General features: G+C 74.4%; 10 protein-coding genes. 9 read left to right on the forward strand and 1 reads right to left on the reverse strand.

Translation table 11 applies throughout. The features are described from left to right. The first annotated feature begins 13 nt into the window (after positions 1-13). The 9 genes from IB242_RS19145 (at position 14) to IB242_RS19185 (ending at position 11,166) form a co-directional block, all read left to right on the forward strand. Positions 14-274: a phosphopantetheine-binding protein gene (locus tag IB242_RS19145; RefSeq protein ID WP_192283320.1), complete on the forward strand. Its 261-nt coding sequence runs from the start codon at positions 14-16 to the stop codon at positions 272-274. After that, entirely contained in the window at positions 271-4,209 is a 3,939-nt protein-coding gene (locus tag IB242_RS19150; RefSeq protein WP_192283322.1) for a non-ribosomal peptide synthetase, read from the forward strand. Before IB242_RS19145 ends, IB242_RS19150 begins: the two co-directional genes overlap by 4 nt. Continuing rightward, entirely contained in the window at positions 4,206-4,988 is a 783-nt protein-coding gene (locus IB242_RS19155) for a 2,3-dihydro-2,3-dihydroxybenzoate dehydrogenase (RefSeq protein WP_192283324.1), read from the forward strand. The genes IB242_RS19150 and IB242_RS19155 overlap by 4 nt, the downstream gene beginning before the upstream one ends. 45 nt (positions 4,989-5,033) lie before the next feature. Beyond that, on the forward strand, positions 5,034-6,323 hold the full coding sequence (locus tag IB242_RS19160) for an isochorismate synthase (RefSeq protein ID WP_225540869.1): 1,290 nt from the start codon (positions 5,034-5,036) through the stop codon (positions 6,321-6,323). Then, positions 6,320-6,973 carry an isochorismatase family protein gene (locus IB242_RS19165; protein WP_192283326.1) on the forward strand — a complete coding sequence of 218 codons (654 nt, stop codon included), beginning with the start codon at positions 6,320-6,322 and terminating at the stop codon, positions 6,971-6,973. The genes IB242_RS19160 and IB242_RS19165 overlap by 4 nt, the downstream gene beginning before the upstream one ends. Further along, entirely contained in the window at positions 6,970-8,202 is a 1,233-nt protein-coding gene (locus IB242_RS19170) for an MFS transporter (RefSeq protein ID WP_192283328.1), read from the forward strand. Before IB242_RS19165 ends, IB242_RS19170 begins: the two co-directional genes overlap by 4 nt. Before the next feature lie 95 nt (positions 8,203-8,297). Continuing rightward, entirely contained in the window at positions 8,298-9,356 is a 1,059-nt protein-coding gene (locus tag IB242_RS19175; protein ID WP_192283330.1) for an ABC transporter substrate-binding protein, read from the forward strand. 35 nt (positions 9,357-9,391) lie between these two features. Continuing rightward, positions 9,392-10,399: an iron ABC transporter permease gene (locus tag IB242_RS19180; protein ID WP_192283434.1), complete on the forward strand. Its 1,008-nt coding sequence runs from the start codon at positions 9,392-9,394 to the stop codon at positions 10,397-10,399. Beyond that, the gene (locus IB242_RS19185) at positions 10,396-11,166 is read left to right on the forward strand and encodes a heme ABC transporter ATP-binding protein (protein ID WP_192283332.1); all 771 of its coding nucleotides are present in this window, start codon (positions 10,396-10,398) and stop codon (positions 11,164-11,166) included. Before IB242_RS19180 ends, IB242_RS19185 begins: the two co-directional genes overlap by 4 nt. Before the next feature lie 232 nt (positions 11,167-11,398). Here the strand turns inward: IB242_RS19185 and IB242_RS19190 are convergent, their stop codons facing one another. Further along, positions 11,399-12,163 (reverse strand): ComF family protein, encoded by a 765-nt coding sequence (locus tag IB242_RS19190; protein WP_192283334.1) that lies wholly within the window; start codon positions 12,161-12,163, stop codon positions 11,399-11,401. Positions 12,164-12,231: the final 68 nt, after the last annotated feature.

A 12,231-nucleotide genomic window follows, 5' to 3' on the forward strand; every position in this document is an offset into this window, starting at 1 on the left:
GAGACCACGACCCATGAACGACATCGCCCCGCTGACCCTGGACACCCTGCGCGCCGACGTGGCCGCCGTGCTCGACGAGCCCGATCTGGAGATCGGCCTGGACGAGAACCTGATCGACCTGGGCCTGGATTCGATGCGCATGCTCGGCCTGGTGCTGAAGTGGAGCCAGACCGGCATCGCGCTGGATTTCTCCGCGCTGGCCGAGCACACCACGCTGGCCGGCTGGTGGCAGGTGATCCAGCGGCTGCAGGCACAGGCCGCGGCCGCACGATGAACGCCGCGGCGTCGCCACGTCCGGATGCGCGCGCGTACCCGCTGACCGAGGCCCAGTCCGGCCTGTGGTACGCGCAGCGGCTGGACCCGGGCAATCCGGTGTTCAACACCGCGCATGCGCTGTGGATCGACGGCCCGCTGGATGTGGCCGCGTTCACCGCCGCGGTCGACCAGGCCGCGGCCGAGAGCGACGCGCTGGCGCTGCGCATGCGCGAGGACGCCGGCGGCCCGCAGCAATGGGTCGAGCCGTCCGCGCGTGCGTTGCTGCAGGTGGTCGACCTGAGCGCCGCGGTCGATCCGGACGCCGAGGCCCGCAAGGCGCTCCGCCGCGATCTGGACACGCCGCGGGATCCGACCCGCGATCCGCTGTCGGCGCAGCGCCTGTTCGTGCTCGGCGCGCAGCGCCACGTCTGGTATCTGCGCGTGCACCACCTGGCGATCGACGGCTACGGCATGGCCCTGCTGTCCGACCGCGTCGCCGAGCTGTATGCCGTGCGCCTGCGTGGTGGCGAGGCCGGCCCGGCGCTGGCGCCCTGGCAGGGCGTGCTGGACGAGGACGCCGCCTACCGCGGCTCCGACAAGCGCAACACCGATGCCGCGTGGTGGCGCGAACGACTGCACGGCATGCCCGAGGTCGCCAGCCTGGCGCAGGGGCGGGCGCAGAGCGCGCAGTCCTGCCATCACCTGATCGTGCCGCTGGATGCGGCCTGGCGGCAGCGGCTGATGGATCTGTCCGCGCGCGTCGGCCTGCCGTGGCCGGATGTGCTGACCGCACTGACCGCCGCCTACGTGCAGCGCATGACCGGCGCGGCCGAAGCCACGATCGGCGTGCCCTTCATGGGCCGGCTGGGCAGCGCCTCGGCGCGGGTACCGGCGATGGTGATGAACGTGCTGCCGCTGCGCGTGTCGGTGCCGGCGCAGACGCCGCTGGAGGACGTGCTGCGCGGCATCGCCCGTGAACTGGTGCAGTCGCGCCGGCGCGGCCGTTACCGCAGCGAGCAGCTGCGCCGCGATCTTGGCCTGCTCGGCGGCCAGCGCCGCCTGCACGGGCCGCTGGTCAACGTGCAGCCGTTCTATCGCCCGACCACGCTGCACGGTGCAACGGCCCGGCTCGAGGTGCTGCGCACCGGCCCGGTCGACGACCTGACCCTGGGTTTCCGCGGCGATGGCCAGCAACTGCTGGATCTGGAGATCGAGGCCAATCCGCATCTGTATTCGGCCGCCGCCGCGCAGGCGCATGCCGAGCGTCTTGCCGCGTTCCTCGCTGCGGCCTTCGATGCCGCAAGCCTGGACGAGGTGCCGCTGGCCAGCCCGGCCGAGGCGCAGCGCTATCTGTTCGACGTCAACGCCACTGCGCATGCGCTGCCGGACGCGACCCTGGTCGACCTGATCGAGGCGACGATGGCGCGCACGCCGGCGGCGGTTGCGCTGGAGTTCGACGGACGGACGCTGGATTACGCCGCTCTGGACCGGCGCAGCGCGGCGCTGGCCGCGCAGCTGCGTGCCGCAGGCGCCGGTCGCGACCGGCTGGTCGCGGTGGCGCTGCCGCGCTCGCTGGAGCTGGTGGTGGCGCTGGTCGCGGTGCTGCGTGCCGGTGCGGCCTATCTGCCGCTGGACCTGTCGCATCCACCCGAGCGCCTGTCCAAGGTGCTGCAGGCCGCGTCGCCGGTGCTGGCACTGGCGTTGCCGGGCGACGCCGCGGCGTTGTCCGCACATGCGCCGGTGCTGGCGACCGATGCCTGGAACGACGCGGCCGATGCGGCTGCCGACATCGAGCGCGCGCAGCCCGGCGATGCCGCCTATGTGATCTACACCTCCGGCTCCACCGGCGAGCCCAAGGGCGTGCTGGTCGAGCACCGGGCGATCGTCAACCGGCTCGAATGGATGCGCGTGCACTACGGCGTCGATGCCGGCGACCGCATCGTGCAGAAGACGCCGGCAACCTTCGACGTGTCGGTCTGGGAATTCTTCCTGCCGCTGCTGGCCGGTGCGACGCTGGTGATCGCCGCGCCCGACGCGCACCGCGACCCGGTCGCGCTGGCGCGGCTGTTCCGCGAACGCGGGGTGACCACCGCGCACTTCGTGCCGTCGATGCTGGCCGCGTTCCTGGCCGACCCGGCGGTGCGCGGACTGGCGATCAAGCGTGTGTTCTGCAGCGGCGAGGAACTGCCGGCCGACCTGCGCGAGCGCTTCCACGCCACCCTGCACGGCGAGCTGCACAATCTCTACGGCCCGACCGAGGCCGCGGTCGATGTCTCGTACTGGCCGGCATCGGCACAGGACCGTTCGCGTCCGGTGCCGATCGGATTCCCGGTCTGGAACACGCGCCTGTACGTGCTCGACGCGCAGCTGCGGCCGCTGCCGCCGGGCGTGGCCGGCGACCTGTATCTGGGCGGCGTGCAGCTGGCGCGCGGCTATCTGGGCCGGCCCGACCTGACCGCGGAGCGCTTCCTCGCCGATCCCTTCCTGCCCGGCGAGCGCATCTACCGCACCGGCGATCTGGCGCGCTGGCGCGAGGATGGCGCGGTGGTGTTCCTCGGCCGCAGCGACGACCAGGTCAAGCTGCGCGGCCTGCGCATCGAACTGGGCGAGATCGAGGCCGCGCTCGCCGGTTCCGGCCTGGTCGAACGCGCCGGCGTGGTGGTGCGCGAGGATCGCCCCGGCGACCGCCGCATCGTCGCCTACGTGCGTCCGGGCGCCGGCTACGACCTGCATGCGCTGCGCACCCACGTGGCCGCGCAGGTACCCGACTACATGGTGCCGGCCGCCTTCGTCGCGCTCGACGACTGGCCGGTGAACGCCAACGGCAAGCTCGACCGCAAGGCATTGCCGGCGCCCGACTACGGCAGTGCCGGCAGCGGCGGACGCGCGCTGCAGACCGCGACCGAACACGCGCTGGCCGCGCTGTTCGCCGAGGTGCTGGGCCTGGCCGAGGTGCCCGACGCCGACGCCGACTTCTTCGCCCTCGGCGGCGACTCGCTGCTGGCGGTGCAGCTGCTGCTGCGGATCCAGCAGCAGTGGCAGCGCGACCCGGGCCTGGGCGCGCTGTTCTCCACGCCGAGCGTGTCCGGCCTGGCCGCGGTGCTCGATGCCGGCGACACCGGCTTCGACAGCGGCCTGGCGCCCTCGCTGCGTCTGCTCGACGGCGGAAACACGCTGGCGCCGCTGTTCGTGATCCATCCGGCCGGCGGCATCGGCTGGGGCTACCGGCATCTGGCGCGCGCGCTGTCGCCGCGGCGCACGGTGCATGCGCTGCAGGCGCCGGCGCTGGACCTGCAGCAGCCGATCCCGGCCGGCATCGACGCGCTGGCCGCCGACTACGCGGCGCGGATCGTCGCGACCAGTCCGCAAGGGCCGTACCACCTGGCCGGCTGGTCGGTCGGCGGCATCATCGCCCAGGCGGTGGCCGCGCGGCTGGAGGCCGACGGACATGCGGTCGGCCTGGTCGCGCTGCTCGACGCCTATCCCAGCGAATGCTGGCGCGACGAACCCGAACCGACCCCGGTGATGGCGCTGCGCGCGCTGCTGGCGATCGCCGGCTACGACCCGGACGCGCATCCCGAGCTGGACAGCCGCGACGCCATCGTCGACTTCCTGCGCCGCGGCGACAGCGCGCTGGGCAACCTGCCGCAGGCTGCGCTGGAAGGCGTGATCCGCGTGGTCACCGACACCAACCGGCTGATCCGCCAGCATCACCACACGCGCTGGCCGGGCACGCTGACCCACATCCGCGCCGGGCTCGACCACGCCGGCCGCGACCTGCACGGCGCGCTGTGGGCGCCGCATGCCTGCACGCTCGACCTGCTCGAAGTGCCGTTCCTGCACGCGCACATGACCGGACCCGAGGCCAGCGCGCTGATCGCGCCGCTGCTGGATGCGCGTCTGGCCGCGTGGGATGCGGCCGGCACCGTCACCAACGAGGAATCGACGCCATGAGACTGACCGGCTTCCAGGACCGCATCGCCTTCGTCACCGGCGCCAGCGGCGGCATCGGCGCCGCCGTCGTGCGCCTGCTGCTGGAGGCCGGCGCACAGGTCTGCGCCACCGATCTCGACCGGGCGCGGCTGGAGGCGCTGGACGCGTCGCTGGCGGCCGGAACGCGCCTGCGCACCCATGTGCTGGACGTACGCGACGCCGAAGCGGTCGAGGCGCTGGTGGCCGCGGTGGAGCAGGGCTGGGGCCCGATCGACCTGGGCGTCAACGTGGCGGGCGTGCTGTCCGGCGACCGCGTGGTCGACACCGACGACGCCACCTGGCGGCAGGTGTTCGCGGTCAACACCGATGGCGTGTTCCATGTGTCGCGCGCGCTGGCCCGGCGCTGGACGCCGTGCGGCCGCGGCGCGCTGGTCACGGTGGCCTCCAACGCCGCCGGCGTGCCGCGCCAGGCGATGGCGGCCTACGCCGCATCCAAGGCCGCCGCCGTCATGTTCACCCGCTGCCTGGGACTGGAGCTGGCGCCGCTGGGCATCCGCTGCAACATCGTCGCGCCGGGGTCGACCCTGACCCCGATGCAGACCGGGATGTGGGCCGATGCGGACGGCGCCGCGCGCGTGATCGCCGGCTTCCCCGAGCAGTACAAGGCCGGCATCCCGCTGCGCAAGCTGGCGAGTCCGGAGGACGTGGCGCACGCGGTGCTGTTCCTGCTGTCCGAGCAGGCCGGCCACATCGCGATGGCCGACCTGTACGTGGACGGCGGCGCGACGCTGCGGGGCTGACCCGCACCGCACCGGTGCGGCAGCGCGATGGAAAACGAGAACACGATGTCGAACAGTGAACAGATGACCGGACCATCCGGCCCGCAGACGGACACCGCGGCGCGCGAAGGCGACGGCCGCGTCGCGGGTGCAGCGCCGGAGGCACCGGCCCGGACGGTCGCATCCGCCGCGGCGCGCCAGGCGGCGTTCGTGCTGCAGGACGCCGGGACCGCGCTGGTCGCCGAAGGCTGCCGGCAGGCGCTGCCGCGCGGGACCGCGGACACGCTGGCGGCGCGCGTGCGCGCCTTCTTCGCCGCTGCGCCCACTGGCCCGGCCCTGCTGGTGGGGGCGCTGCCATTCGCGCGCGAGCACCCCGACTGCCTCTATCAGCCCGACCGGGTGCGCCACGTGCAGGCAGCCGCCGGCCTGCCGCTGCGGGTCCCGTCCGGGGCCGCGCCGGCCATCGCGCGGACCGCGCTGGTGCCGGAGCCGGCGGCGGACGCCTACCACGCGGCGGTGGCGCGCAGCACCGCGCTCATGCGTGCCGAGCACGGCCGCGCCGATGCGCTGCGCAAGGTGGTGCTCTCGCGCAGCCTGCGCGTGGTCGCCGATGCGGCGGCCGACCCGTGGCAGCTGGCGCGCCGGCTGGCCGCCGACAGCAGCGTGACCACCTACCTGGCGGTGCTGCCGGGCACCGGCGACGTCCCCGATGCGCTGGTCGGGGCCACGCCGGAGCTGCTGGTGTCGCGGCGCGGCCGCAGGGTGCATTCGCATCCGCTGGCGGGGTCGGCGCGGCGCCACCGCGACCCGGTCCGCGACCGCGATGCGGCCGAGGCGCTGCTGGTCTCGCGCAAGGACCACGACGAGCACCGGATGGTGGTCGAGGCCATCCTCGACGCGCTCGCGCCGCTGTGCACGCAGCTGCAGGCGCCACCGCGCCCGTCGCTGCATTCGACCGCCAGCATGTGGCACCTGGGCACGCGGATCGAGGGCGAGCTGCGCGATGCCGACGTCGACGCGGCCGCGCTGGCCGCGCTGCTGCATCCCACGCCGGCCATCTGCGGCCAGCCGCCGGAGCGCGCGCGCGCGCTGATCGCCGAACTGGAACCGTACGACCGCGGCTTCTATGCCGGCGCGCTCGGCTGGACCGATGCGGCCGGCGACGGCGACTGGTACGTGGCGATCCGCTGCGCGCAATGGCATGGCGCCGACCTGCGCCTGTATGCCGGCGCCGGCATCGTCGCCGAGTCCGATCCGGCGCTGGAAACCGAGGAGACCTCGGCCAAGTTCGCCGCCCTGCTCGATGCGCTCGGGCTGGGCGAACCCGCATCCCCGACCCAGGAGCCCTCACCGTGACCGACCGTCCCCGCCCCGGCCTGCCCAGGATCGCCGGCTACCCGCTGCCGCAGGCGCACGAGCTTCCCGCCGCCCGCGCGCCGTGGACGCTGCAGCCGGCGCGCGCGGCGCTGCTGATCCACGACATGCAGCGCTACTTCGTCGATGCGTTCACGCCGGGCGTGGAGCCGATCAGCACGGTGCTGGTCAACATCGCGCGGCTGGCGGCACAGGCGCGCGTGGCCGGCGTGCCGGTGTTCTACACCGCGCAGGAAGGCCACCAGGACCGGCGCGACCGCGGCCTGCAGGCCGACCTGTGGGGGCCGGGCATGCGCGCGCTGCCCGAGCAGCAGGGCATCGTGGACACGCTGGCGCCGCAGCCGGGCGACCACGTGCTGGTCAAGCACCGCTACAGCGCGTTCCAGCGCAGCAACCTGGAGACGCTGATGCGCGCGCGCGGCCGCGATCAGCTGATCGTCGCCGGCGTCTATGCGCACATCGGCTGCCTGGCCACCGCGGCCGAGGCCTTCCAGCGCGACATCGAACCGTTCTTCGCCGCCGACGCGCTGGCCGATTTCTCGCGCGCGCAGCACGAGCAGGCGCTGGCCTGGGTCGCCGGCTGCTGCGGCGTGCCGCTGAGCACCGACGCCCTGGTCGACGCCCTGCAGTGAGCGCGACCGCGATCCCGCCGTCCACTGCCGCTAGCCGCTGGCCGGTGGTCGCCGCCTGCGCGGCGGTGATGCTGGTCGAGGGCTTCGACCTGCTGATCTACGGCAACGCGATCCCCTCGCTGCTGCACGACGCGGCGATGGGCATCGACAAGGCCGCCGCGGGGCGAATCGGCAGCGCGGTCTTCGTCGGCATGCTGCTGGGCGGTGTCGCGGCGGGGCGTGTCGTCGCCGCGCTGGGGCTGGCGCGCGCGCTGATTCCGGGCTTCCTGCTGTTCACGCTCGCCACCGCCGGCATCGCCCTGGCCGGCGACGGGCTGCAGCTGGCGCTGCTGCGCTTCCTGGCCGGCCTCGGCCTGGGCGTGGTGCTGCCGGCCACGCTGTCGCTGGCGCGGGCCAGCGTGCAGCCGCGGCATGGCGCGCTGGCGATCAGCATCGTGATGGCCGGGCTGCCGGTGGGCGGGATGCTGGCCGCGCTGGTCTCGCTGCAGCTGATCCCGGTGGGCGGCTGGCGGCCGCTGTTCCTGGCCGGCGGCGCGCTCGGCCTGCTCCTGCTGGCGTTGCTGGGCCCGGTGCTGGCGCGCGCCGCGCGTGGCATGGCCGCTGCCGCCGCGCCCGCAGCCGGGCGCCTGCGCGGGCTGTTCAGCCCGGCCAGCCGCCCGGTGCTGCTGATCGGCGCGCTGGCGACCCTGGCCGACCTGCTGGCCTGGTACGGACTCAGCACCTGGCTGACCCAGCTGATGCGCGAGTTCGAGATCCCGTTCGCCGGTGCGATGCAGATGATGTTCACCCTCAACATCGGCGCCATCGTCGGCTCGCTGCTGACCGCCGCGCTGGCGATCCGGCTGGGCACGCGCCCGGTCGCCATCGTCTGTGGCCTGGTCGCCGCGGTCTGCCTGGTCGCGATCGCCGCGCGCGCGCTGCCGGGCTGGGGCCTGTTCGCGGTGATCGCGGTGCTGGGGATGAGCGCGATCAGCGCGCAGAACCTGGTCAACGCGCTGGTCGCCGATGCCTTTCCCGCGCACTGGCGTGCGGCCGCGATCGGCCTGACCCTCGGCATCGGCCGGCTGGGCGCGGTGATCGCACCGATCCTGGGCGGGCAGATCCTGGCCACCGGCCACGGCCCGTCGTGGGTGCTGCTGGCCTTCGCGCTGGCCGCGCTGCTCGGCGCGGCGCTGCTGCTGGCACTGGACCCGCGCCGGATGCGCGCCTGCCTGGACAGCCTCGCGTAGGCGGCAGGCATCCGCTGCGACCTCTTACAATCGGCGGATCGCGCGATGCGATCCGGCCACCGCCCATCGCCTCCACCGAGGAACCACGACACGCCATGAAGATGATCGTCCGCACCTCCCCCCTGCTGCTCGGCGCGGCCCTGCTGCTCGGCTGCGGCCAGCCGCCGGCGGCACCGGCTCCGGCGGACGGCAACGCCGCACCCCCGGCCGCGGCGCCGGCCGATGCCGCGCCGCTGCCCGCCGGCTGGCGCCACATCGTCGGCCGCGACGTTCCCGATGCCACCGACGTGCCGCGGCAGCAGCTGCCGGCCACGGTGCGCTCGGACGACGATGTCGAGGTCACCGTCAGCGACAGCACCCGCACGATCGCCGGCGGCGACGACGTGATCGCGGTGATGGAAGCGCTGGGCCTGGACGACCAGGTCTACGCCGCGCCGGAGCGTTCGGCGACCGAGGCCGGGCGCCGGGCGCCGAAGCATTTCCTGTTCAACCGCAACACCGGCGCCGAGGGCGTGCTGAGCCTGGATGCGACGCTGTTCGTCGGCAACAGCCTGCGCCGCCACGCCGCCAGCGGCCTGGCCGCCAAGCTGCGCGACGCCGGCCTGGCGACGGTGGTGATCGACGACCTGCAGCCGGCGCCGGACAAGGTGCGCAAGACCGCCGCCGCCTTCGGCCTGGCCGCGCAGGGCGAGGCGCTGGCCACGCAGGTGCAGGCGCAGATGGACCGCGCCGCGCAGATCGCCGCCGCGCATCCGCACACGCCGCGGGTGATCCAGGTCTCGGCCAGCGGCGCCGGCGGGCAGCCGACCGTGGCCGGCCGCGACAACGCCGCCGCCGCGATCATCCGGCTGGCCGGCGGCATCAACATCGGCGACGAGGCCGGCGTGGCCAACTACTCGGCGTTGAGCAACGAGGGCGTGGTCGCCGCAGCCCCGGACGTGATCCTGGTGACCGAGCAGGATCTGCAGCTGTTCGGCGGCGAAGCCGGCCTGTGGCAGGCCTATCCGACCCTGAAGCAGACGCCGGCCGGTGCCGCCGGCCGGGTCTGGGTGATGCCCGACGTGCAGCTGAAGTCGACCAGCGTGGCCTCCGGCGCCGGCGCGGTCGCGCTGGCCGAGGCGCTGGCGGAACTGGCGGAGCAGGGCGCGCAGTGAGCCGGGGCTCGATCCGCCGGCCGAGCGGGCCGTTGCTGTTGTGCGTGGGCCTGGCGCTGCTGCTGCTGGCGATCGTCGCCTCGTTCGCGACCGGGCCGCTGAAGGTCGCGCCGGGCACGGTGCTGCAGGTGATCGGTGCCCAGCTCGGCCTGGTCGATCCGGCCGGGCTGAGCCAGCGTGACCTGTCGGTGGTGTGGAACCTGCGCATCCCGCGCGCGCTGCTCGGTGCGCTGGTCGGCGCAGCGCTGGCGATGGCCGGTGCGAGCCTGCAGGGCCTGTTCGGCAATCCGCTGGCCGACCCGGGCATCGTCGGCGTCACCCAGGGCGCCTCGCTGGGCGCGGTGGCCGCGATCGTGATCGGCGCGACCACGCTCGGCGCCTGGACCATTCCGCTCGCCGCCTTCCTCGGCGGCGCCGGCGCGACCACGCTGATCTACCTGCTGGCCCGTGCCGGCAGCAGCCGTGGCACCGCCAAGCTGCTGCTGGTCGGCATCGCGGTCGGCGCCGGCTGTTCGGCGGCGATCGGCTTCTTCACCTACATCGCCGACGACACCCAGCTGCAGTCGCTGGTGTTCTGGCAGATGGGTTCGCTGGCCCGCGCCGACTGGGCCGACCTGCTCGCCGCGCTGCCGGTGTTCGTGGTCGGCGCGCTGGCGCTGCAGCGGCTGGCCACGCCGCTGGACATGCTGGCGCTGGGCGAGCGCCAGGCCCAGCACATCGGCCTGGACGTGCGCCGCACCCGGATCGGCCTGATCGCGCTGAGCGCGCTGCTGGTCGGTGCGGCGGTCGCGTTCGCCGGCTCGGTCGCCTTCGTCGGCCTGGTGGTGCCGCACTTCGTGCGCCTGCTGGCCGGCCCGGCGCACCGCTGGCTGCTGCCGCTGTCGGCGGTGGGCGGCGCGCTGCTGATCGTCATCGCCGATACCGCCGCGCGCACCCTGGATCCGCCGGCGGAGATTCCGCTGGGCCTGTTCTCGGCCGCGCTGGGTGCGCCGTTCTTCCTGTGGCTGGTGATGCGCAGGGCGCCGCGCGGAGGCGCCGCATGAGCGCGCCGCTGCTGGTGCTGGAGCAGGCCGGGCTGCGCATCGACGGCCGCGCGATCCTGGACGGCATCGACCTGGCCTTCGCCGCCGGCACGCTGACCGCGCTGGTCGGCCCGAACGGCGCCGGCAAATCTACCCTGCTGGGCCTGTTGTCGGGCGACCACGCGCCGGGCAGCGGGCGGGTCACGCTCGGTGGCCGCGCGCTGCAGGACTGGAACGCGCGCGCGCTGGCCCGCGAGCGCGCGGTGATGCTGCAGGAGCACGCGGTGCGCTTCGCCTTCAGCGTCGAGGAAGTCGTGGCGATGGGGCGCCTGCCGCATCCGCCGGATCCGGCCGCCGATGCCGCGCTGGTCGCCTCCGCGATGGACACGGCCGATGTCGCCCACCTGGCGCAGCGCGACGTGCAGACCCTGTCCGGCGGCGAAGCGGCGCGCACCGTGTTCGCGCGCGTGCTGGCCCAGGCCACGCCGGTGCTGCTGCTGGACGAGCCGACCGCCGCGCTCGACCTGCGTCACCAGGAAACCCTGCTGCGCCGCGCGCGCGGCCTGGCCGACGCCGGCGCCTGCGTGATCGTGGTCCTGCACGACCTGAACCTGGCGGCCGGCTATTCGGATCGCATCGTGATGCTGGCCGATGGCCGGGTCGCCGCCGATGGCAGCCCGCGCGAAGTGCTGACCCAGGCCACGATCGAACGCGTCTACCGGCAGGCGGTGCGGGTGATCCCGCACCCGACCCGCGACGTGCCGCTGGTGGTCACCGCCGACGCCTGAGCGCGCGGCTGCGGCATCCTGCGACGCGTGCCGGTGGCGCGCATGACCGCATGTCGCGTCTTCAGCCGACCGCGCCCGTGTCTGCGCGCGATCGCGGTACCGCTCTGGAACGTCGAACGGTCCAAGGTGCAGGACGTGACACCCGCCAGGGCGCCGGCTCCGGTGCCGGCCTTCCTCCTGCGTGCGAACCCCGGTCGTGCGTACATCGCTGCACCCGGTCCGTCATCGGGATTCACGGCACCCGCGCGCAGACCCAGGCATCGACCCGGTGCACACCGGACAGGCGCAGCACCCTCGCGGCGGCCTCCAGGGTGGAACCGGTGGTCATCACGTCGTCGACCAGCACCACGTGGTCGGGCAGGATCGGCGCGGCATGCACCAGGTCGCGGCCGAGCGCGAACGCGCCGCGCAGGTTGCGTCGCCGGTCCGGGGCATCGAGGTCGGACTGCGCGCTGGTGGCCCGGGTCCGGACCAGGCCGTTGCGCAGCAGCGGCACGTCGAACGCCCTGGCCAGCGGCCGCGCCAGTTCGAGCGCCTGGTCGTAGCCGCGCCGCCGCAGCCGCGCCCGGTGCAACGGCACCGGCACCAGCGCCTGCGGGCGCGGCAGCCCGGCGAAGGCCTCGATCATCAGCCCGGACAGCAGCCGCCCGGCCGGCAGGTCGCGATGGAACTTCAGCCGCGGCAGCAGCCGGTCCAGCGGCGGCGCGTAGAGGAACGCGGCGTGGGCGGCGTCCAGCGCCGGCGGATGCCGCTGGCAGTGGCCGCAGACGCCCGGCAGCGGCAGGGGCAGCGCACAGCGCCGGCACGCGCTGCGCAGCACCGGCAGCGCCTGCCGGCATGCCTCGCACAGGTCGCGCCCGGCGTCGCCGGCCTCGTCGCAGACCAGACAGCGCCGCGGCAGCAGCCAGTCGCTGCGGACCAGGCGGCGCAGTCCGGCCAGCAGGCGCGGCCAGCGCGGATCGGGCGTGGGAGAGGGCGGTGGCGTCGGTCCGGACATGGCCCACAGTGACCGGCGTGTGCAGCGGCGGCCATCGGAAAACGGCGTCCACGCGCATCAGGAAACCG

The sequence above is a fragment of the Xanthomonas sp. XNM01 genome, assembly GCF_014851915.1.
Taxonomy (GTDB): domain Bacteria; phylum Pseudomonadota; class Gammaproteobacteria; order Xanthomonadales; family Xanthomonadaceae; genus Pseudoxanthomonas.

What these genes read in the sequence shown, in the direction of transcription:
- IB242_RS19145 (WP_192283320.1), top strand. Translation starts at nt 14, where the DNA reads ATGAACGACATCGCCCCGCTGACCCTGGACACCCTGCGCGCCGACGTG.
- IB242_RS19150 (WP_192283322.1), top strand. Translation starts at nt 271, where the DNA reads ATGAACGCCGCGGCGTCGCCACGTCCGGATGCGCGCGCGTACCCGCTG.
- IB242_RS19155 (WP_192283324.1), top strand. Translation starts at nt 4,206, where the DNA reads ATGAGACTGACCGGCTTCCAGGACCGCATCGCCTTCGTCACCGGCGCC.
- IB242_RS19160 (WP_225540869.1), top strand. Translation starts at nt 5,034, where the DNA reads ATGTCGAACAGTGAACAGATGACCGGACCATCCGGCCCGCAGACGGAC.
- IB242_RS19175 (WP_192283330.1), top strand. Translation starts at nt 8,298, where the DNA reads ATGAAGATGATCGTCCGCACCTCCCCCCTGCTGCTCGGCGCGGCCCTG.
- IB242_RS19185 (WP_192283332.1), top strand. Translation starts at nt 10,396, where the DNA reads ATGAGCGCGCCGCTGCTGGTGCTGGAGCAGGCCGGGCTGCGCATCGAC.
- IB242_RS19190 (WP_192283334.1), bottom strand. Translation starts at nt 12,163, where the DNA reads ATGTCCGGACCGACGCCACCGCCCTCTCCCACGCCCGATCCGCGCTGG.